Genomic DNA, 17,887 nt, shown 5'->3' with positions numbered 1-17,887 from the left:
TTACAGGGGGGTGGGTCTGATGTCGGTGAAGTGGCTTTCGGCGGTGTTCCAGAACCTGATGAGGGCCGCCGCCGTCGTCTCCGGGGCCTCCACCGAAGGGGAGTGCGCGGCGCCCGGCACCACCACGCACTCCGCGTCGAGGTAGCCGGCCATCTCCGACTGCGTCTCGGCCGACCAGCCGTCGTCGTGCTCGCCGTACAGGACCAGGGTGGGGAGCTCGACCTGGCGCAGCTCGTCGGTGCGGTCATGCATGGTGACGACCTGCTCGGCCATGTACCGCAAGGCCGTGGGGGAGTTGGCCAGCAGGCGCTTGCGCAGGAACGCGATGATGTCGTCGGGCACCCCGTTGGCCAGCGCCTCCGGCTCGAAGCCGGCATGCCAGACGTGGTCGAGCCCCAGCTCGGGGATGTCGCGGATCATCTTTCTCGCGTGCTCCGCGCGCTTGCCCGCGATGGCGGCGGGGCCGGAGCCCAGCAGCGTGAACGAGGCGAACTTGGTGCGCCCGTCGATGACCGCCTCGCGCGCGACCAGCCCGCCGAAGGAGTGGCCCACCAGGTGCAACGGCTCGCCGTCACCGATCTCCTGGGCCAGCAGGTCGATGTCGGCGCCGAGCGCCGCGCAGGTGTAGGCCGCGGGATCGTCGGGGCCTGGTGTCTCGTACTGGCCGCGCAGGTCGACGGCCACCACGCGGCGGCCCGACTGGGCCAGGGTCTGCAGGACCGCGATGAAGTCTTCCTTGCTTCCGGTCAGGCCGGGCACCAGGAGCGCGGGCCAGCGCTCCACCACGCCGCTCACGGGCGACGCCTCAAGGGCCGCGAACATGCCCTGGGGGGTTTCGATCATTCGTGGTGCAACGCCAGGAGGCAGGTGCAGGAATCGCGGCGTACTCACGTGGGGCAACAATACCCAGAGCTCAGCACGTCAACACCGATGAACGGGCTACGCCGGTGCCGTTTTGTCGCATTTGTGAGTAATGCCGGATCTGGTGGCGTACACGCGAAAGGCGCGCACCGCGGGTGCGGTGCGCGCCTTCGTGATGACGCTCGGAGCATGCTCAGAGCGTGCTCAGCTCATTGCTCAGCCCATGCGGCGGCGGTTGCCGCCGTCGCGGCCACCTGGGGCGCCGCCACGCGGCTGGCGCCGCTGCTGCTTGCGCTCGGTGGCGGCGGACGGGGCGATGTCGTCGTCGTCCGTCGCCAGGTCCGGTGACTGGAAGATCACCGAGAACGGGCTGGCAGGGATGATCCGCTCCGGCTCCTTGGGAGCCGGGGGCTCCGGGGTGGACAGGAAGCTGGGAGCCTGCACGGGTGCCTGCTCTGTCGCTGTTTCGGTCACCGGGGTGGCCTCCATGATGGGCTTGGGTTCGGCGGTCGGCTCGGTCATCGGGGCGCGCGCCACGACGGGCTCCACACTGTCGATGACCGGCGCGGCCTGTGCCGGAGCGGTGCGGCGGGTGCGGCGGCGCGGCTCGGCGGCCACCGTCTCCACCTCGTTCGTTGAGATGATCGCGGGCGTCTCCTCCTGATCGCGGGAGCGACCGTTCACGAGCTCGACCTCCGGCGTCTCGACGAGGACGGCCTCGTCGGCGGGCTTGCCGCCGCGGGTGCGGCGGCGCTGGCGTGGCGTGCGGGCGGGACGCTCCCGCTCCTCACGCTCGTCACGGCGCTGTCCGCCACGCACGCCACTGCGTACGCGGGGCCGGCCCGTCTCGCCGAGGTCCTCGACCTGCTCCGCCGACAGGCCCGCCCGGGAGCGGTTGGCGCGCGGCAGCACGCCCTTGGTGCCTTCGGGAATGCTGAGCTCGGTGAAGACGTGCGGCGAGGTGGAATAGGTCTCCACCGGGTCGGGGAAGTCGAGGCCGAGCGTCTGGTTGATCATCTTCCAGCGCGTCAGCTCCTCCCACTCCACGAACGTGACCGCGATGCCGGTGCGTCCGGCCCGGCCGGTGCGGCCGATGCGGTGCACGTAGGCCTTGTCATCGGCCGGGCAGTCGTAGTTGACCACGTGCGTGACGTCGTCGACGTCGATGCCCCGGGCCGCCACGTCGGTGGCCACCAGCACGTCGATCTTGCCGTGCCGAAACGCGCGCAGAGCCTGCTCGCGCTGGCCCTGGCCGAGGTCGCCGTGGACGGCCGCGACCGCGAATCCGCGCGTGTCGAGCTGCTCGGAGACCATGTCACAGGCCCGCTTGGTCTCACAGAAGACCATGGTGAGCCCGCGGCCGTCGGCCTGGAGCAGCCGGGCGACGATCTCGATCTTGTCCATCCGGTGCGCCCGCCAGACGATCTGCCGGGTCTGCGGCGGGGTGTCACCGTCGCCTTCTTCGACGTCGGTACGCACGCGGGTGGGACGGTTGAGGTATTTACGGGAGAGCCCGACGATCTCGCCCGGCATGGTCGCCGAGAACAGCATCGTCTGGCGCTCGGCCGGGACCAGCTTGAAGATGCGCTCGATGTCGGGCAGGAAGCCCAGATCGAGCATCCGGTCCGCCTCGTCGAGCACCAGGCTGGTGATCTGGCTCAGATCCAGGTGCTTCTGCTTGACCAGGTCGAGCAGCCGGCCCGGGGTGCCGACGATGACGTCGACCCCGGCCTTGAGCGCCTCGATCTGCGGCTCGTAGGCGCGCCCGCCGTAGACGGTCAGAACCCGGGAACCGAGCTTGCCCGCGGCGGTGACCAGGTCCTCGCTGACCTGGACGGCCAGCTCGCGGGTCGGCACGACGACCAGCCCGCGCGGCTTCTTGCGGTTCTTGCGCGGCTTGCCGATGCCTTGCAGCATCGGGATGCCGAACGCGAGGGTCTTGCCCGTGCCCGTCCTGGCCTGACCGATGAGGTCCTGGCCGCTCAGGGCGAGCGGGAGTGCCATCTCCTGGATCGGAAACGGTGTAGTGATGCCCTCGGTCTCGAGGGCATCGGCGATTTCTGGTGTGACTCCGAGGTCTCGGAAAGTCGTCAGCGTGGCCTGCCTCAGTCTCAAATGAAGGCGGGCCTGCCGGGACCGACGGGCGGAAATGAATCCCCGTGCCTGGGTCCTCGCGGTAGAGCCAGCCCTCTCGCGTCATCAGCGACCGCGCACCCGGGGAGCGGGGGTTATCGGGGGGGATTCCCCCGAATTAACACAGTGCGGTCGCACTTTCACAGAGCAGTGTACTCGATACCACAACGTTGACCGAGCTTAGATCTGTTCCCGAAGATTCTGCCAAGTACGCTGCGGGGCATGAACGAGTCTCCTGGGGTCGCCGACCTGCTCGGCGTTCTTGCCTATGCCGAGCTCAGCGCTTTCACAAGGATGACCGAGGACGCCGCGCTGCTGGCGCCCTCGCTGGCCGACCGCACCACGCTGAGCGAGCTGGCCGTGGCGGAGTATGCCCACTTCCGGCTGCTCCGCGACCGGCTCACCGAGCTGAAAGTCGATCCCGAGCAGGCGATGCGGCCCTTCGTCGAGGCGCTCGACGCCTGGCACACCCAGACCAGACCGGCCGACTGGCTGCAGGCCCTGGTCAAAGCTTACGTGGGCGTGGGCATCGCGCTCGACTTCTACCGGGAGGCGGCCAAGCGGCTGGAGCCGTCGATCACGAAGCTGGTCGACGAGGTGCTGGCCGACGAGGGGCGGGCCAACTTCGCGGTGGAGCGGGTCAGAGCGGGCGTGGCGGCCGATCCGGTGGCGAGCGGACGGCTGGCGCTGTGGGCGCGGCGGCTCGTCGGCGAGGCGCTCAGCCAGGGCCAGCGGGTCGCGGCGGCCCGGCCCGAGCTGGCCAGGCTGCTGGTGCAGTCGGTGGCCGACGACCAGGCGGAGATCTCCCGGCTGTTCGCCGCGCTCACCGAGGAGCACGGCAAGCGGATGGCGGCGCTGGGACTGTGAGATGTTCGTCCGCACATCGTGATGGCAGCGCTGAGACTGTGAGATGTTCGTCCGCACATCGTGATGGCAGCGCTGGGACTGTGAGACTTCCGTCCGCACATCGGGCGGCGCGCAGGCCCGCAACGGTTGTACGGTGCCAGGTATGAGGGCCTCGCGCCGCTATGGCAGTTCTTTGACCAGATGTGGGCCGAATCGCTGGACTTCGCGCGCTGTACTGAGAAGAGGAAGCGCGGACTGTCCGATCGAACCCAAGCGAAATGTCCTTCTCCGCCGCCGGCGGCCCCGCGGCTGCCGGCTCGGCGAGTCCCAGCTTGGCGAGCCCCACGAGGAGTGCTGAGGGGCGGCCAAGCCGGGCCGGAAGCGTTAGAGGGTGCCGCCGAAGCCCACGGGACGGGTCTCGTCCTCACCGATCTCCAGGAAGCCGAGTGACGAGACCGGCACCACGATGCGTCTGCCCTTGACATCGGTGATGGCGAAAACTCCCCGATCGGCCGCGAGAGCCTTCCTGATCTCCTCTTCGACCTGGTCGGCTGACAGGTCGGTCTCCACAACGAGCTCACGGTGCACGGAGCGCACGCCGATCTTGATTTCCATCATGCTCCCTTTCGACGGGGCTGGCTCATCCCATCGTGGCTGTCGAACGGTGGAAACACGCCGTTGATCGCGGCCAGCGAACGGGTTTAAGCCGTACGCGGAAAACCGCTGATGCCCCGCCAGGCCAGCCGGGCCATGAGCTGCTCGGCCGCGTCCTTGGGGATGGACCCCTGGGTGGTGACCCAGTAGCGGGCGCTCACCTCGGCCATGCCGACCAGCCCGACTCCCAGCAGGTGGGCCTCGTCGCTGGTGCAGCCGGTGTCCTCCTGGATCACCGCGCTGACCATCTCCGCGCACTCGCTCAGGGAACGCTCGACCATCTGCCGCACCGGCGCCACATTGCGCAGGTCGGACTCGAAGACCAGGCGGAAGGCCTCGCCCTGGGTGGAGACGAAGTCGAAGAACGCGCTGAAGGTCGCCTGGACGCGCAGTTTGTTCTCGTGGGTGGAGGCCAGCGCCTCGCGGCAGCGGGTGACCATGTCCTCGACGTGCAGTTCGAGCAGCGCCAGATAGAGCTCCAGCTTGCCGGGGAAGTGCTGGTAGAGCACCGGCTTGCTGACGCCCGCCCGCTCGGCGATCTCATCCATGGCGGCCGCGTGATAGCCGTTCTCGACGAAGACCTCCTGTGCCGCGCTGAGCAGCTGCCGGCGGCGGGCGAGTCGGGGCAGCCGGGTGCCCCGGGGCTTGGCGTCCGGGGTTGCGGTCACGCGGTCTCCATAGGCTCGTGCGGATCGTGCCGTCATCCTACGTGCGGGGGGTCGACGTCTCAGCGATAGTCATCATCATCGAGCTCGACCACACGGTCCTGCTCCGCCGCGTCGGCCGGGTCGACCTCGAGTGGAGTCTCCCGGCGCGGATGGACCCCGTCCTCGGCGAGCAGGCGCTGCTGCTCGGCGGCGTCCGCCTCCGGAGCCTCCAGGGACAGCTCCTCCTCCTCGGCGAACTGCCCTTCGTCCCCGCGTATGTCCATCTCCGACATTGGATCCCCCTCTACGTGTGGACGCGTCCAGCCTACGCCCGGGTGAAAAGGTCGCCGTGCTCATCGGCTCGCGCCAGCACGTCCGACGTGGTGAACACCAGATCTTCGGGATTCGCGCAGCCTTCCACCTCCTTCCACAGCAGCGGGGCCGACACCGTCGGGTGCGCCCTGGCCCGCAGTGAGTAGGGGGCCACGGTGGTCTTGGCGGGGTTGTTCTGGCTCCAGTCGATGAAGACCTTGCCCGGCCGCAGCTTTCTGGTCATGACGCTGAGCACCTGCTCCGGATGCTCCTTCGCGAGCCGCTGGGCCACCCGCTTGGCGTACGCCGAGGCCTCCTCGCGGCCGTCCCAGCCGGTGTAGAGCTGCATGCCCTTGCTGCCGCTGGTCTTCGGCCTGGCGGTGAGCCCGTCGTCCTCCAGCACCGCGCGCAGCATGAGGGCCACCTCGCAGCACTCCACGATCGTGGCGGGCGGGCCGGGGTCCAGGTCGAACACCAGCGTGTCGGGCGGCAGCGCCTCCCCCTCGGCGGACACCCGCCACTGCGGCACGTGCAGCTCCAGGGCGGCGAGATTGGCGTAATAGACCAGGGCCGGCAGGTCCTCGACGAGGGCGAAGTCGATGGTCTCGCGGTTCTTCGTACTGCCGGGCACGGGCAGCCGGACCCTGCGCACCCACGCGGGCGTGTGCTCGGGGGCGTTCTTTTCGAAGAAGCTGGTGCCCTCGACCCCGTTCGGGTAGCGCTTGACGGTCAGCGGCCTGCCTTCCAGGTGCGGGAGCAGGATCGGCGCGATGCGGGTGTAGTAGTCGATGACCTCGGCCTTGGTGAATCCGACCTCTGGATAGAGCACCTTGTCCAGGTTGCTCAGGGTCAGCTCACGCCCGTCGACCTTGACCGGAACCTTCGCCTGGCTCATCGGGCCGGGCTCACCTCCTTGCCTCCGAGGGACGCACGGGGGCTCGCCCGTCCACATCGTGTAGGCCACCTCCCCGGCCAGATCAGGTCTAACCCATCGATCCGGGGTGGGGAAAGGGCTGCCGGCATGTCCCGATAGCGCCACAGACAGAGCTGGCATCGGTACGAGCGGGTATGGCATTGCTTATGCCATGACGGGTATGTGCCCATGAGCGACCCGCCCGCTACCGCTGAGGAGTGCCCATGCGCAGCATCTGGAAAGGTGCGATCTCCTTCGGGCTGGTCACGATCCCGGTCAAGCTCTACTCGGCGACCGAGCAGAAGGACGTCAGCTTCCATCAGGTGCACCGCGAGGACGGCGGCAGAGTCCGCTACAAGCGGGTCTGCACGGTGGACGGCGAGGAGGTCCCCTACGCCGACATCGCCAAGGGCTACGAGCTGGCGACCGGCGAGATCGTGGTGCTCACCGACGAGGACTTCGAGGGCCTGCCGCTGAGCACCTCACGCAGGATCGACGTCCTGCAGTTCGCCCCCGCCGAGCAGATCGACCCCATCTACTTCGCCAAGTCGTACTACCTCGAACCCGACGCCCAGGGCGCCAAGCCGTACGTGCTGCTGCGCGACGCGCTGGAGAGCTCGGGCCAGGTCGCGGTGGTCAAGGTGGCCCTGCGCCAGCGCGAGTCCCTGGCCACGCTGCGCGTACGTGACGGCGTCTTCGTGCTGGAGACCATGCTCTGGCCCGACGAGATCCGCAAGCCGGACTTCGAGTTCCTCGACGAGGACATCGAGGTGCGCGCCCAGGAGCTCAAGATGGCCGAGTCGCTGATCACCACGATGGAGTCCGACTTCGACCCGACCGAGTACCACGACACCTACCGCGAGGCGCTGCAAGAGGTGATCGAGGCCAAGGTCGCGGGCAAGGAGGTCATCGCGCCGGCGGAGGGCGAGGAGGAGGCCGGCCCGGCCGTCGACCTCATGGCCGCGCTACGGGCGAGCGTCGAGGCGGCCAAGCGGGAGCGCGGTGGCGAGCCCGCCAAGCCCAAGAAGCCCGCGGCCAAGTCCACGGCGTCGAAGTCCACGGCGTCGAAGGATGCCAAGGAGAAGGAAGCGGCTCCCAAGCGCAAGACGCGCAAGTCCGCCTGACCGCCGCGCCGCCCTTCCCCGTAGCGGCCCGTCCCGCCGCCGCGCCCGCTGTTCGACGGCGTGTACGCGGGGTCGCCGTCAGTTGTGTGTACGCGGGCGTACCGGCTTTGGGGCGATCTGTTCCCCGTCGGGTCTCAGCTTGTCGGTGAGGCGGCTGCTTTCGGCGTGCCGGTGATCTTCTGAACGAGCCGTGCGGGCGTTTCGGTGATCGTGAGGGGCGGCGGACCTCTTTGGTGATCTTGTGTTGGGCGGTCGGCAGCGGCGTGATCTTGGGATGGCGTACCTGGAAAAAGTAGATCGCCAGGCGGGACATAATCGGACAAATCGCAGCATTTCATTTGATAAACGCTTAATGCAAGTAAGGTGATTCTTGGGGTATAGCAAAAAGGGTTGGTTCCTGTTTATTTGCCCCCTGTCCCGGAAATGTCTTTTCTCGGATGGACTCGCTAGCGGGCCATCCAAGACAGTTACCGGTAATCCGGAAAATGTCGAGAACGGGGCAAACCGATCCTTTAGGGGGAAACGCAATGCCCAAGCTCAAGAGTGTTATCGCAGGAGTCGCCATCAGTACGGCGCTGACTGGGGGAGCCGTCAGTCTGGGCGCGATGACCACCGCGACCAGCGCCAACGCGGCCACCACTGTAAAGGCAGGCACGTCCGTCCTCGCCGGCTCGGGCTGCTGGCGGCACCGCCGCTGCGGCTGCGGCGGCGGCTGGCGGCACCGTCACCACGGCCACCAGAGAATCCGCATCAAGCTGCACGTGCACAACAACAACCACAACAACAACCACAACGACAACCGCGTAAGCGAAAAGCAGCACGACGATTTCTGGGACTAGTCCGCCGACGCTGAGCGGGATCGCGCTCTAGCTTGAACCTGTGTTGCATATCTGAATGCCATAGGGTTTCATCAATGCGATGAGGTCGAGCGCCTGTATGAGTGCCCGTGTTCAAGGGTGATGTCGTTCTTCGCTGGACGGCGACATTCACTTCTTGAATACGGGCATTCGGCATTGCGAAAGAACGGAATGACAGGGCGACCCCAGCCTCACGCGCACCCCGACCGACCCCCTCGAACGACCCCCCCGAACGACCCCCCCGAACGACCCCAGCACCACCCCGAGCCCCAGCGTGACGCCCAGCGGCCTCGGTGACAGCCCTCCGGAGCCGGCGTCCGCCCCCGGACGCCACCCAGTACGGAATTCCCCGGCCCGCCGGGTTCTGCCCGCGCCGCCCGATCCCTCGCCCCCCGACAGGCCCCCGCCTGCCTGACCCGGGGCCGTCTACCCGGCCCAGGGCCGCACGTCGCCGCACGTCGCCGTACAGGTCTGAGACCCGGCCGGTCGATCGGGCGGATGCGCCGCCATCATCGGCATGCTGGAAGACCTCGCTCTCGCCCTGCGGGCCGGCATGGCCGGTGCCGACGTGGGGTTGCGGCACTTCGCGCACGTTCGGGTCTCGTCCAGCGGCACAAGGTCGACGGTTCGGTGGTGGCCGGGGCTGACCTGGCCGCGGAAGAGGAGGCGCGCGCCGGGTCCCGCTCGCCGAGCGACCGGCGGCGTGGAGACCGGTGAGCGACGGCTTCGGGACGACTGCCGCCGGCGATGTGACGGGCCGGAACCGGAGGCGACGATCAAGCCTTGATCCGGGGCTCGGCGGGGCGGGGGCGGGCGTGGGGTGGGGAATGCCGAATGCCCGTATTCGATGGATGAAGTTCGCTGCTCGGTGAGGAGCGGCGATCCATCGAATACGGGCACTTATCCAGGTGCTAGGAGTTCATCGCAGATGCAACCCTATGACCCTTGGATGTTAGACACGGGATCAAGTTGACGCGTGATCCTTGGTCACTCTTCGACTTCAGGCGTGGTGGTGGTCGGGGCGTGGCTACGCTTCTTGATGTCGATGTCGCGACGGTTGTCGTTGTGGTTGTTGGTGTGGTTGTTGTTGTGGACGTGCACCCTCAGACGGATCCGGTGGTGACGGTGGTGGTGACGCCAGCGGCCGCCCCAGCCCCAGCCGCAGCTGTTGCCGTGCCCGCAGCCCGAAGCCAGGACGGACGAACTGGTGGCGACGCCGGCCTCGGCGTTGGCCGCCGAGGTCGTCGCGCCCATGGCGACCATGCCACCCGACAGCGCCGAGCCGATGGCGAAACCCGCGAGAAGAGTCTTGAGCTTGGGCATTGCTTTTCCCCCTAAAAGGATCGGTTGCCCCGTTCTGATGTTTCCGGATTACCGGGAACTGTTGCGAATAACTGCTATATGTCATCCGCATCGTGTATATTTCCTGCCCCGATGGCCGACAAACCAGAGGATGTCCGGCTTTGCTCCGTAATAGAATTTTCATTACATTGGAAATCCAGGCACAGTAAAAGGCTCCCCGGGCAAGCCTGGCGAGCCTTCTTGTGAATGGCAGTCCGAATGGAGAACGAGGTCGCGTACGGGACCGAGACGAGTGCCCGTATCCACCGGAGGTCGTCCAGCGATCACCGGTGAATACGGGCGCTCATTCATATGCCTCGGCGGCGCGTGCCCGGATGGTCGGATCAACCGGGCCGAGGTCGGGCGGAAGCCTCAGCCGATCTTCTCTTTTACGCTTCTCTCTTCGTTGTTCAGGTTGACGTTGTTGGTGCAGTTGCGGTTATTGACGGTGACGTTGATGCCGCGCCGGTTGAAGTGCCGGTGGTGGTTGTCGTTCCTGCAGTGGTCCCCGGTACGGAAGGCGGGCACGTCGGCGCTCGCCGTGGCGGTCAACGCGCTCATGCCGACCAGGCCGCCGGCCAGTGCCGTGCTGATGGCGACTCCCGTGATAACACCCTTGAGCTTGGGCATTGCGTTCCCCCTGAATGATGTGGTGGTTCGTTCTCGACGTCTTCCGGATTTCCGGAGAACGTCCCGGATGGCTGGCCGGCCATCCATGGAATGGCATTTCCTGGACAGAAGAGAAGTAAACGGTATCTGTGCTATTTTGCCGTAGAGCAACAGCTTTATTGCTCACATCAAATGCCATCTGTTGTAATAGCACGACTTGTCCGAATTTGTGGTACTCGGCTCAATAGGGCGCGCCACGGCCGGAGGGGGCTGGAGGTCGCCACGAAGTTCCGCCATCTCTTGAGGGTGTGTCCACTTCACAGCCTTCGAGGCAGCACCAAGTGCCTCTACTGTCACCCCGCCTGCCATCTGGTTGTCATGTTCTCCGATCTCGATGGCCGCAAACGACGATCAGTAGCCTTTATCCATAGTTGGAAACTCATGAGATCGTTTAGATATCCATAAATAGAAATAGGCTGATATGTCCGAATAGGGTGACGGCGAGTCCCAAGGGCGCCCGCCGCGTGACGGCCCCACGGCCAGCGCCCCGGCATCCCCGTCTTTCGTATGGTTGTCACGTGGCACCGCGCCCGACGTCCCCCAGACCGAGGCCCGGCACCACGTACGTACGTACAGCGGAAAGGAGCACGCGATGGCGGAGCCGGTCCCGCACTGGCCGGGACGCATGGTCGGCCCAGTGCACGTCAGGTCCACCCCCGAGGGCGCTCCCGAGCAGGCGGTGTTCGTCCACGGCCTGGCCGGTTCTGCGACCAACTGGACCGACCTGATGCAGGAGCTGAAGGACGAGGTCACCGGGCACGCCATCGACCTGCCCGGAGCCGGGTTCTCGCCCGAGCCGCCCGACGGGGACTACAGCGTCGCCGCGAACACCGCCGCGGTGATCGGTTTCCTGGAGCACATCGGGCCCGCCCATCTGTTCGGCAACTCGATGGGCGGCGCGATCTCGGTCAGGGTCGCCGCCACCCGCCCCGACCTGGTCCGCTCGCTGACGCTCATCTCGCCCGCGCTGCCCGACCTGCTGCCCCGGTACGGCCCGGTCCGGGTGGCGGCGGCCGCCACGCCGCGGCTGGGCGAGTGGGTGGCCGACAGGCTCCGGCTGGTCCCGGCCGAGCAGCGGGTCAACGCCTCCTTCAGCATGGTCTGGGCCAACGCCCGCGCGGTGCACCCGGTGCGGCTGCGCGACGCGGTGGAGGAACTGCGCCGGCGCGATGCCCTGCCGCACGCCGGCGCCGCGATGATCGGCTCGGCCCGCGGCATCGTGGCCGAATACTTCCGCCGTGGCGAGGGCAACCTGTGGCGGCAGGCGGAGAAGGTCCAGGCGGCCACCCTGATCATCCACGGCAGGCACGACCGGCTGGTCAGGCCCGCCATGGCCGCGAAGGCGCACCGCGCGTTCCGCCAGGTCAGGCTGGTGCTGCTACCCAGGGCGGGGCACGTGGCGATGATGGAGCTGCCGCAGGTCGTGGCCATCGAGGCGCGCCGTCTGATCGGTGAGACGCGATTGGGGAATGCCCCGCTGCCCGGCTAGGTTCCACTGAGAGATAAGACCCCTGAACGGGAGCGTTGAAAGTGTCGTTGCCACCGCTGGTCGAGCCGGCCGCCGAACTTACCGTCGATGAGGTACGCCGCTACTCGCGCCACCTGATCATCCCCGACGTGGGGATGGCCGGACAGAAGCGGCTGAAGAACGCCAAGGTGCTGTGTGTGGGCGCCGGCGGTCTCGGGTCGCCCGCCCTGCTCTACCTCGCCGCGGCGGGTGTCGGCACGCTCGGGATCATCGATTTCGACGTCGTCGACGAGTCCAACCTGCAGCGCCAGGTCATCCACGGCCAGTCCGACGTGGGCAGGCTCAAGGCCGAGAGCGCCGCGGCGTCAGTCCGCGAGATCAACCCCCTGATCGACGTCGTGGTGCACAACGCGACGCTGACCACCGAGAATGTCATGGAGATCTTCTCCGGCTACGACCTCATCGTCGACGGCACCGACAACTTCGCCACCCGCTACATGGTGAACGACGCCGCGGTGCTGCTCGGCAAGCCGTACGTCTGGGGTTCGATCTACCGCTTCGACGGCCAGGCGAGCGTCTTCTGGGCCGAGCACGGCCCCTGCTACCGCTGCCTCTACCCCGAGCCCCCGCCTCCCGGCATGGTCCCCTCGTGCGCCGAGGGCGGCGTGCTGGGCGTGCTGTGCGCCTCGATCGGCTCGATCCAGGTCAACGAGGCCATCAAGCTGCTCACGGGCATCGGCGACCCGCTGGTCGGCCGGCTGATGATCTACGACGCTCTGGAGATGAAGTACCGCGACGTCAAGGTCCGCAAGGACCCCGAGTGCGTGCTGTGCGGCAAGAACCCGACGGTCACCGAGCTGCTGGAGGACTACGAGGCCTTCTGCGGCGCGATCTCCGACGAAGCCGCCGAGGCCGCCACCGGCTCGACGATCACCGCTCAGGAGCTCAAGGCGATGCAGGACGGCGGCGAGAACATCTTCCTCGTCGACGTGCGCGAGATCAACGAGTACGAGATCGTCTCCATCCCGGGCGCCACCCTGATCCCCAAGGGTGACTTCCTCAACGGATCCGCGCTGGAGCGGCTCCCGCAGGACAAGCGCATCGTGCTGCACTGCAAGTCGGGCGCGCGCTCGGCGGAGGCGCTGGCGGTCGTGAAGAGCGCCGGCTTCGCCGATGCCGTGCACCTCGGCGGCGGCGTGCTGAGCTGGATCAAGACGGTGGATCCGAGTCTGCCCGAGTACTGAGTCCGCTCCCTGAACGGTCCGCTCCCTGAACGGTCCGGTTTCTGAGGATGGCGCAGGGTCGCCCGCATTAAGGTCGATCCTGTGGACAATCCCCGCCTCTGGCCCTCCCTCGTGGTGGCCTCCGCGCTGACCCTGGTCTGCGCGGTGGCCGCCGGGGTGACGGCCGGGGAGGCGGGGACGGAGCTCACCCGTGGCCCGAGCGCCGCCGAGCTCCGCGCGGCGGCCGAGGTCGAGGTCGCCGCGCGCTGGCGCACCTGGGAGGCCGGGCGCATCTTCCCCGACAGCCTCCCCTACGCCGCGGAGCAGGGCGGCCGGGAGCGGGCCAGCCGGGTCGGCATCTCGCCGGACACCGGCTGCGCCGACTCGGTCGACGCCGAGGCCGCCGAGGCGCTGGCCGTGGCGGGGTGCCGGGCCGTGCTCCGCGCCACCTACATCGACGCGCTGCGCGGCGTGCTCGTCACCGTCGGGGTCGTCGCGCTGCCCGACGAGCCGCGCGCCGCCCGCGCCAGGGTCGCCTTCCCCGCCGCGGGCAAGCCCGTGCCGGGCCTGCGGCCGCTGGCCTTCCCCGGCACCGTCTCGGACCGTTTCACTCCTGCCGTACGGCAGGCGGGCTCGGTACGGCAGGCGGGCCCGTACCTCGTGCTGACCACGGCGGGACAGGTCGACGGCAGGCCGGCCGTCGCGTCCAGTGAGCAGCGTCCGGCCGTTTTCGCCTTCGCCGCCGAGCTCTCCGAGCGGATCCTGGCGGAGCTGAGCGTGCCGGTGATGCCCGACTGCTCGGCCGAGGAGTGGCAGTGCTGAGGCGTGCCGGCGTGGTCGTGCTGGCGGGGGCGTTGCTGTTCGACGCGCCGCCCGCCGTGGCCGACGACGTGCGCCGTGGCCAGGAGTCGGTGATCGAGGCGCTCGACCTGCGTACGGCCTGGCGGACCAGCAAGGGTGCGGGGGTCGTCGTGGCGGTGCTGGACTCCGGCGTCGATCCCGGCCACCGCGATCTGGTGGGCTCGGTGACCGTGGGCAAGGACTTCGTCGAGGGCGCGAACCCGCCCGGGGTGCCGCCCATGCGCCTGCACGGCACGTACATGGCCTCGCTGATCGCCGGGCACGGGCACGGGCCGGACGGGAGGTTCGGCGTCATCGGGGTCGCGCCCGAGGCGGGGGTGCTGTCGGTGCGGGTGATCCTGGAGGACGAGGAGCCGGGGTTCGGGACGTTCAACACCGACCAGCGGTTCGAGAACTCGGTCGCCGGTGGCATCCGGCACGCGGTCGACCAGGGCGCGGACGTGATCAACTTGTCGATCTCCAAGGACCTGCCGAACCGGCAGGAGCGCGCGGCCATCCGTTACGCGATCTCCAAGGGGGTCGTGCTGGTGGCCGCGGCGGGCAACCAGGGGGCGGACGGCGGGACCGTTCCTTACTCCTATCCGGCGTCCTTCACCGGGGTGGTGTCGGTGGGGGCGGCGGACGCGAAACTGCGGCGGGCGTCGTTCTCCAAGCGGAACGCCTCGGTCGTGGTGGCCGCGCCCGGGGTCGACATCATGGGCGCGGGCCCGGACGGCGGCTACTGGGTGGGCAAGGGCACGTCTCAGGCGACCGCGCTGGTCTCGGGGGTCGTCGCCCTGATAAAAGCGAAATATCCGGGAATGTCGCCGCCGTTGGTGGTGCAAGCCCTGGCCGAGAGCGCGACCGACAGGCCACCGCACGGCTACGACATCGGCACCGGATTCGGCGTGGTCAACGCCGCCAAGGCGCTGGCCGCGGCCGGCCGGCTGGCCCGGCACACCGTGACGGCCGCGGCGGGCCAGGCGCACGACCCCGCCACTCCTCTCGGCGGCGGCCCGATCGGCCCGGTCAAGGTCGTCCACCGGGACGACGAGCACGTCATGGTCTACGGCTCCATCGCCGCGGTGCTGGTCGCGGGCGCCCTGGGGGCGCTGGCGGTCATCTTCGCTCTGGTCAGGAGGGTGCGACGCGCGCACAATTGCCAAGACGCATGATCCGCCGCTTAACGGGGACGAAGTAGACACGTACGAACGGGGAACGAGGCGGTGGTGAAGGCACGCAGGTCCACCTCAGGTCTGCCACGCGCCGGGGGAGCAGCCACGCCGGGCCGGAGGAATCCGCTCGGCGCCACCGCCGGTCGTGGCTCCCGCGTGCGCGACTGGCCGGTGGCCGGCACCGCGAGCCGGACGGCCGCCAAGGAACGGGCCGAGGCCGACGCGCTCCAGCAGGGCGTCCGCTACCGGCGGCTGTTCGTGGCGCTGCTCGGCACCATCGTGGCCCTGTCGGCCGTCATCGTGCTGCTCGGCACCGCGGCCCTGTTCAGGGAGACCCGGTCGCGGCCGCTGACCGCCGAGGAGCAGAGCCGCTACAAGCAGGAGGAGATCGCCCGACGCTGGCAGGCCTGGCCCGTCACGAGCGTCTTCCCCGAAGAGGTGAAGTACTTCGGGCTCGACCGCGTCCAGCAGTACGCCAGGCGCGTCGGCATCGCCCCCGAGGCCACCTGCCGCAGCGCCGTCGACTCCTCGATCGCCGGGATCCTCGACGGCCACGGCTGCCGCACCATGCTGCGCGCCACCTACGTCGACCAGACCTCCACCTTCGTCATGACCGTGGGCGTGGCCGTGCTGGAGGATGAGGAGGCCAGGGCCTCCGCCGCAGAGGAGCTCACCCAGGACGACCGGGTGGGCGTGCTGCCCGTCGCCTTCCCCGGCACGGTGGCCGAACGCTTCCAGGTCGCGCAGCGGCAGCGCACCGGCTGGGTGGGCGCCGGGCCGTACCTCGTCTTCTCGACCGCGGGCTACGCCGACGGCCGCACCAGGGCCGCCGTCGCGCCGGAGGAGATCCTGCACAGTGAGCTCTGGCCGGCGGCCAGGTCGGTCGGCAACCAGATCGCCTACTTCCTCGCGGACCCGCCCAAGGTGCCGCCCTGCACCCAGGGGAACGTGTGCTGACCGCCGTACGCGTGCTGACCGCCGTCGTGCTCGCCCTGCACGCCCCCGCCGAGGCGCCCATCAGGGAGCGGCAGCAGTGGGTGCTCGACGCGCTCAACGTCGAGCAGGCGTGGCAGGTCACCAAGGGCAAGGGCGTCACCGTGGCCGTCATCGACAGTCCCGTCGACAAAGGCGTCAAGGAGTTGCGCGGCCGGGTCACCGTCGGCCCGTACATGAGGTCGTCCGCGGAGGGCGAGGAGGTGGCCCCCGGCAGGCACGGCACCGCCATGGCCGGGCTGATCGCCGGATCGGGCGCCGACGGCGGGCTGGTCGGCGTCGCGCCGGAGTCCCGCGTCCTGTCCCTGCCGCTGGCGCTCGACGAGGAGCCCGACATCAACGTGATCCCGCCGCTGGAGGATCAGCGGAGCGCGACGCAGAGCCCGCTGGCACGGGCGCTGCGCTACGCCGCCAACCACGGCGCGCAGGTCGTCAGCATGTCGATCGGCACCTACGGCCCGCAGCGGACCGAGCGCGAGGCGGTCTCCTACGCGCTCGGCAAGGGCGTGGTGCTCATCGCGGCCGTGGGCAACGACGGGCAGAGCGACTACACCAAGGAGAAGGGCACCTCCTACTGGGCCTTCCCCGCCGGGTATCCCGGGGTCATCGGGGTGGCCGCCGTGGACGAGCGGAGCAACGTCGCGCCGTACAGCAGTGACAATCTGTCCGTGCTGGTCGCCGCGCCCGGCTCGGGGGTGCCCGTGCTCAAGCGGGGCGGCGGCTACGAGGTGGCCGATGGGACCAGCTCGGCGGCGGCGCTGGTGGCGGGGGTCGCGGCGCTCATCAAGGCACGCCATCCCGACCTGCGGCCGGCCCAGGTGGCGCAGGCGCTGGCCGTCGGCTCCAGGGGCCGGCCCGCCGCCGGGTACGACGACAGGATCGGGTTCGGGGTGGTCGACGCCGTGGCCGCGATGAACGCCGCCGAGCGACTGGCCGGCGAGAAGCGTTCCCTGCCGGTGCCGGACGAGCAGCACTTCGGGCAGGGGGAGGACTCGCCGCCGCCGTCCGCGCCCGGCCCCGATCCCTGGCGGCTGTGGCTGTACGGCGGCGGAGTTCTGATAGCGCTCATCCTGTTCTGCGGGGCGATCGTCATGCTCAATCAGCGCAGAGAGTAAAAGATCCGCTATCGTCGCGCGTCATGGGATACGAGCTACGCGTGGTTCGTGAGTCTCCGCTGGCCTTCGGGGAGCTGGCGAGGGCGATCGCGCCGGCCGGTTTCGAGCTGCGCGGATCGGACGAGATCGTCGCCAGGCATGGCGGCGGCACGCACCCTGTGGGCGCATGGCGGGACCAACTGATCGGGGAGCCCGGCTCCGACTGGCAGGTGGCGCAACTCGTCCGGCTGGCCGCCGCGCTCGGCGCCAGGCTGGTCGGCGAGGACGGCGAGGTCTACGCGCTGCGTGACGGGGTCGTGGAGGTGCTGGCCGACGGCACCGCGATGGTGCTCGGCAAGCTGGACGAGATGATCGAGGCGGGCCCGGCGGCGTGGACGCCGTGAACCCCTTCGCCGAGGCGGTGCTCGACGTCGTCGAGCGCATCCCGCCCGGCAGGGTCATGTCGTACGGCGACATCGCCGAGTACGTGGGCCAGGGCGGCCCCCGGCAGGTAGGCCGGGTGATGTCCACCTATGGAGGCGGTGTGCCCTGGTGGCGGGTGGTGCACGCGGACGGCACCGGCGCACCGGACCACGAGCAGCGCTGCCTGGCCCATTGGCGCGAGGAAGGCACGGCGCTGCGGGGTGACCGGGTGGATATGCGAAGGGCCCGCTGGGACGGGCGTTCAGCGGATTTTCAGGAAGCGCCTTGACCTGCTTTTTCGGTTAAGGGGCGAT

19 protein-coding genes are annotated in these 17,887 nt (G+C 68.9%); 11 read left to right on the top strand and 8 right to left on the bottom strand.

What is annotated here, in order from left to right; genetic code table 11:
- Both IEY87_RS28040 and IEY87_RS28035 read right to left on the bottom strand, forming a co-directional pair.
- A complete protein-coding gene (locus tag IEY87_RS28040) occupies positions 1-891 on the bottom strand; it encodes an alpha/beta fold hydrolase (protein WP_189141798.1) in 891 nt (296 codons plus the stop codon).
- A gap of 186 nt (positions 892-1,077) precedes the next feature.
- Complete coding sequence (locus tag IEY87_RS28035; RefSeq protein WP_225277771.1) at positions 1,078-2,865, bottom strand: DEAD/DEAH box helicase; 1,788 nt, start codon at positions 2,863-2,865, stop codon at positions 1,078-1,080.
- Positions 2,866-3,216: 351 nt separating this feature from the next.
- Between IEY87_RS28035 and IEY87_RS28030 the strand changes: the two genes are divergently transcribed.
- On the top strand, positions 3,217-3,861 hold the full coding sequence (locus tag IEY87_RS28030) for a ferritin-like fold-containing protein (RefSeq protein WP_189141797.1): 645 nt from the start codon (positions 3,217-3,219) through the stop codon (positions 3,859-3,861).
- Between the two features lie 363 nt (positions 3,862-4,224).
- Here the strand turns inward: IEY87_RS28030 and IEY87_RS28025 are convergent, their stop codons facing one another.
- The 4 genes from IEY87_RS28025 to ligD all read right to left on the bottom strand — a co-directional run bounded on the left by IEY87_RS28025 (position 4,225) and on the right by ligD (position 6,348).
- Entirely contained in the window at positions 4,225-4,458 is a 234-nt protein-coding gene (locus IEY87_RS28025; RefSeq protein ID WP_308112994.1) for a DUF3107 domain-containing protein, read from the bottom strand.
- A gap of 83 nt (positions 4,459-4,541) precedes the next feature.
- Positions 4,542-5,162, bottom strand: a complete 621-nt coding sequence (locus IEY87_RS28020; protein WP_189141796.1) for a TetR/AcrR family transcriptional regulator — start codon at positions 5,160-5,162, stop codon at positions 4,542-4,544.
- 59 nt (positions 5,163-5,221) lie between these two features.
- Complete coding sequence (locus IEY87_RS28015) at positions 5,222-5,425, bottom strand: hypothetical protein (RefSeq protein WP_189141795.1); 204 nt, start codon at positions 5,423-5,425, stop codon at positions 5,222-5,224.
- 41 nt (positions 5,426-5,466) lie between these two features.
- Entirely contained in the window at positions 5,467-6,348 is an 882-nt protein-coding gene (gene ligD / locus IEY87_RS28010) for a non-homologous end-joining DNA ligase (RefSeq protein ID WP_189141794.1), read from the bottom strand.
- Between the two features lie 242 nt (positions 6,349-6,590).
- On the opposite strand from ligD, the gene ku reads away from it, so the two are divergent.
- Together ku and IEY87_RS28000 are read left to right on the top strand one after the other, a co-directional pair.
- Positions 6,591-7,490 (top strand): non-homologous end joining protein Ku, encoded by a 900-nt coding sequence (ku, locus tag IEY87_RS28005; RefSeq protein ID WP_189141793.1) that lies wholly within the window; start codon positions 6,591-6,593, stop codon positions 7,488-7,490.
- 527 nt (positions 7,491-8,017) lie between these two features.
- Positions 8,018-8,329: a hypothetical protein gene (locus IEY87_RS28000; protein WP_189141792.1), complete on the top strand. Its 312-nt coding sequence runs from the start codon at positions 8,018-8,020 to the stop codon at positions 8,327-8,329.
- 1,005 nt (positions 8,330-9,334) lie between these two features.
- Here IEY87_RS28000 and IEY87_RS27995 read toward each other — a convergent pair.
- Together IEY87_RS27995 and IEY87_RS27990 are read right to left on the bottom strand one after the other, a co-directional pair.
- Positions 9,335-9,670 (bottom strand): hypothetical protein, encoded by a 336-nt coding sequence (locus IEY87_RS27995; RefSeq protein WP_189141791.1) that lies wholly within the window; start codon positions 9,668-9,670, stop codon positions 9,335-9,337.
- 390 nt (positions 9,671-10,060) lie between these two features.
- Positions 10,061-10,318, bottom strand: coding sequence for a hypothetical protein (locus IEY87_RS27990; protein WP_189141790.1), 258 nt, complete (start codon positions 10,316-10,318; stop codon positions 10,061-10,063).
- Between the two features lie 631 nt (positions 10,319-10,949).
- Between IEY87_RS27990 and IEY87_RS27985 the strand changes: the two genes are divergently transcribed.
- From IEY87_RS27985 to IEY87_RS27950, 8 genes are all read left to right on the top strand, one after another.
- Positions 10,950-11,846 (top strand): alpha/beta fold hydrolase, encoded by an 897-nt coding sequence (locus tag IEY87_RS27985; protein ID WP_189141789.1) that lies wholly within the window; start codon positions 10,950-10,952, stop codon positions 11,844-11,846.
- Between the two features lie 41 nt (positions 11,847-11,887).
- Positions 11,888-13,069, top strand: coding sequence for an adenylyltransferase/sulfurtransferase MoeZ (gene moeZ, locus IEY87_RS27980; RefSeq protein ID WP_189141788.1), 1,182 nt, complete (start codon positions 11,888-11,890; stop codon positions 13,067-13,069).
- Between the two features lie 81 nt (positions 13,070-13,150).
- Entirely contained in the window at positions 13,151-13,870 is a 720-nt protein-coding gene (locus tag IEY87_RS27975; RefSeq protein ID WP_225277772.1) for a hypothetical protein, read from the top strand.
- Entirely contained in the window at positions 13,864-15,063 is a 1,200-nt protein-coding gene (locus tag IEY87_RS27970) for a S8 family serine peptidase (protein ID WP_189141787.1), read from the top strand. Before IEY87_RS27975 ends, IEY87_RS27970 begins: the two co-directional genes overlap by 7 nt.
- A gap of 54 nt (positions 15,064-15,117) precedes the next feature.
- The gene (locus IEY87_RS27965; RefSeq protein ID WP_225277773.1) at positions 15,118-16,020 is read left to right on the top strand and encodes a hypothetical protein; all 903 of its coding nucleotides are present in this window, start codon (positions 15,118-15,120) and stop codon (positions 16,018-16,020) included.
- A complete protein-coding gene (locus tag IEY87_RS27960; RefSeq protein WP_189141786.1) occupies positions 16,014-17,171 on the top strand; it encodes a S8 family serine peptidase in 1,158 nt (385 codons plus the stop codon). The genes IEY87_RS27965 and IEY87_RS27960 overlap by 7 nt, the downstream gene beginning before the upstream one ends.
- Before the next feature lie 41 nt (positions 17,172-17,212).
- Positions 17,213-17,554, top strand: a complete 342-nt coding sequence (locus IEY87_RS27955; protein WP_225277774.1) for a hypothetical protein — start codon at positions 17,213-17,215, stop codon at positions 17,552-17,554.
- Positions 17,542-17,862: an MGMT family protein gene (locus tag IEY87_RS27950; RefSeq protein ID WP_189141784.1), complete on the top strand. Its 321-nt coding sequence runs from the start codon at positions 17,542-17,544 to the stop codon at positions 17,860-17,862. The genes IEY87_RS27955 and IEY87_RS27950 overlap by 13 nt, the downstream gene beginning before the upstream one ends.
- Positions 17,863-17,887: the final 25 nt, after the last annotated feature.

Origin of the sequence: Nonomuraea glycinis, from assembly GCF_014646515.1 — a bacterium.
GTDB lineage: Bacteria > Actinomycetota > Actinomycetes > Streptosporangiales > Streptosporangiaceae > Nonomuraea > Nonomuraea glycinis.
Note: the sequence above shows the minus strand (reverse complement) of the source record. Positions and strands in the feature narration are given on the sequence as shown.

What these genes read in the sequence shown, in the direction of transcription:
- IEY87_RS28035 (WP_225277771.1), bottom strand. Translation starts at nt 2,865, where the DNA reads ATGGCACTCCCGCTCGCCCTGAGCGGCCAGGACCTCATCGGTCAGGCC.
- IEY87_RS28030 (WP_189141797.1), top strand. Translation starts at nt 3,217, where the DNA reads ATGAACGAGTCTCCTGGGGTCGCCGACCTGCTCGGCGTTCTTGCCTAT.
- IEY87_RS28025 (WP_308112994.1), bottom strand. Translation starts at nt 4,458, where the DNA reads ATGATGGAAATCAAGATCGGCGTGCGCTCCGTGCACCGTGAGCTCGTT.
- IEY87_RS28015 (WP_189141795.1), bottom strand. Translation starts at nt 5,425, where the DNA reads ATGGACATACGCGGGGACGAAGGGCAGTTCGCCGAGGAGGAGGAGCTG.
- ligD (WP_189141794.1), bottom strand. Translation starts at nt 6,348, where the DNA reads ATGAGCCAGGCGAAGGTTCCGGTCAAGGTCGACGGGCGTGAGCTGACC.
- ku (WP_189141793.1), top strand. Translation starts at nt 6,591, where the DNA reads ATGCGCAGCATCTGGAAAGGTGCGATCTCCTTCGGGCTGGTCACGATC.
- IEY87_RS28000 (WP_189141792.1), top strand. Translation starts at nt 8,018, where the DNA reads ATGCCCAAGCTCAAGAGTGTTATCGCAGGAGTCGCCATCAGTACGGCG.
- IEY87_RS27995 (WP_189141791.1), bottom strand. Translation starts at nt 9,670, where the DNA reads ATGCCCAAGCTCAAGACTCTTCTCGCGGGTTTCGCCATCGGCTCGGCG.
- IEY87_RS27990 (WP_189141790.1), bottom strand. Translation starts at nt 10,318, where the DNA reads ATGCCCAAGCTCAAGGGTGTTATCACGGGAGTCGCCATCAGCACGGCA.
- IEY87_RS27985 (WP_189141789.1), top strand. Translation starts at nt 10,950, where the DNA reads ATGGCGGAGCCGGTCCCGCACTGGCCGGGACGCATGGTCGGCCCAGTG.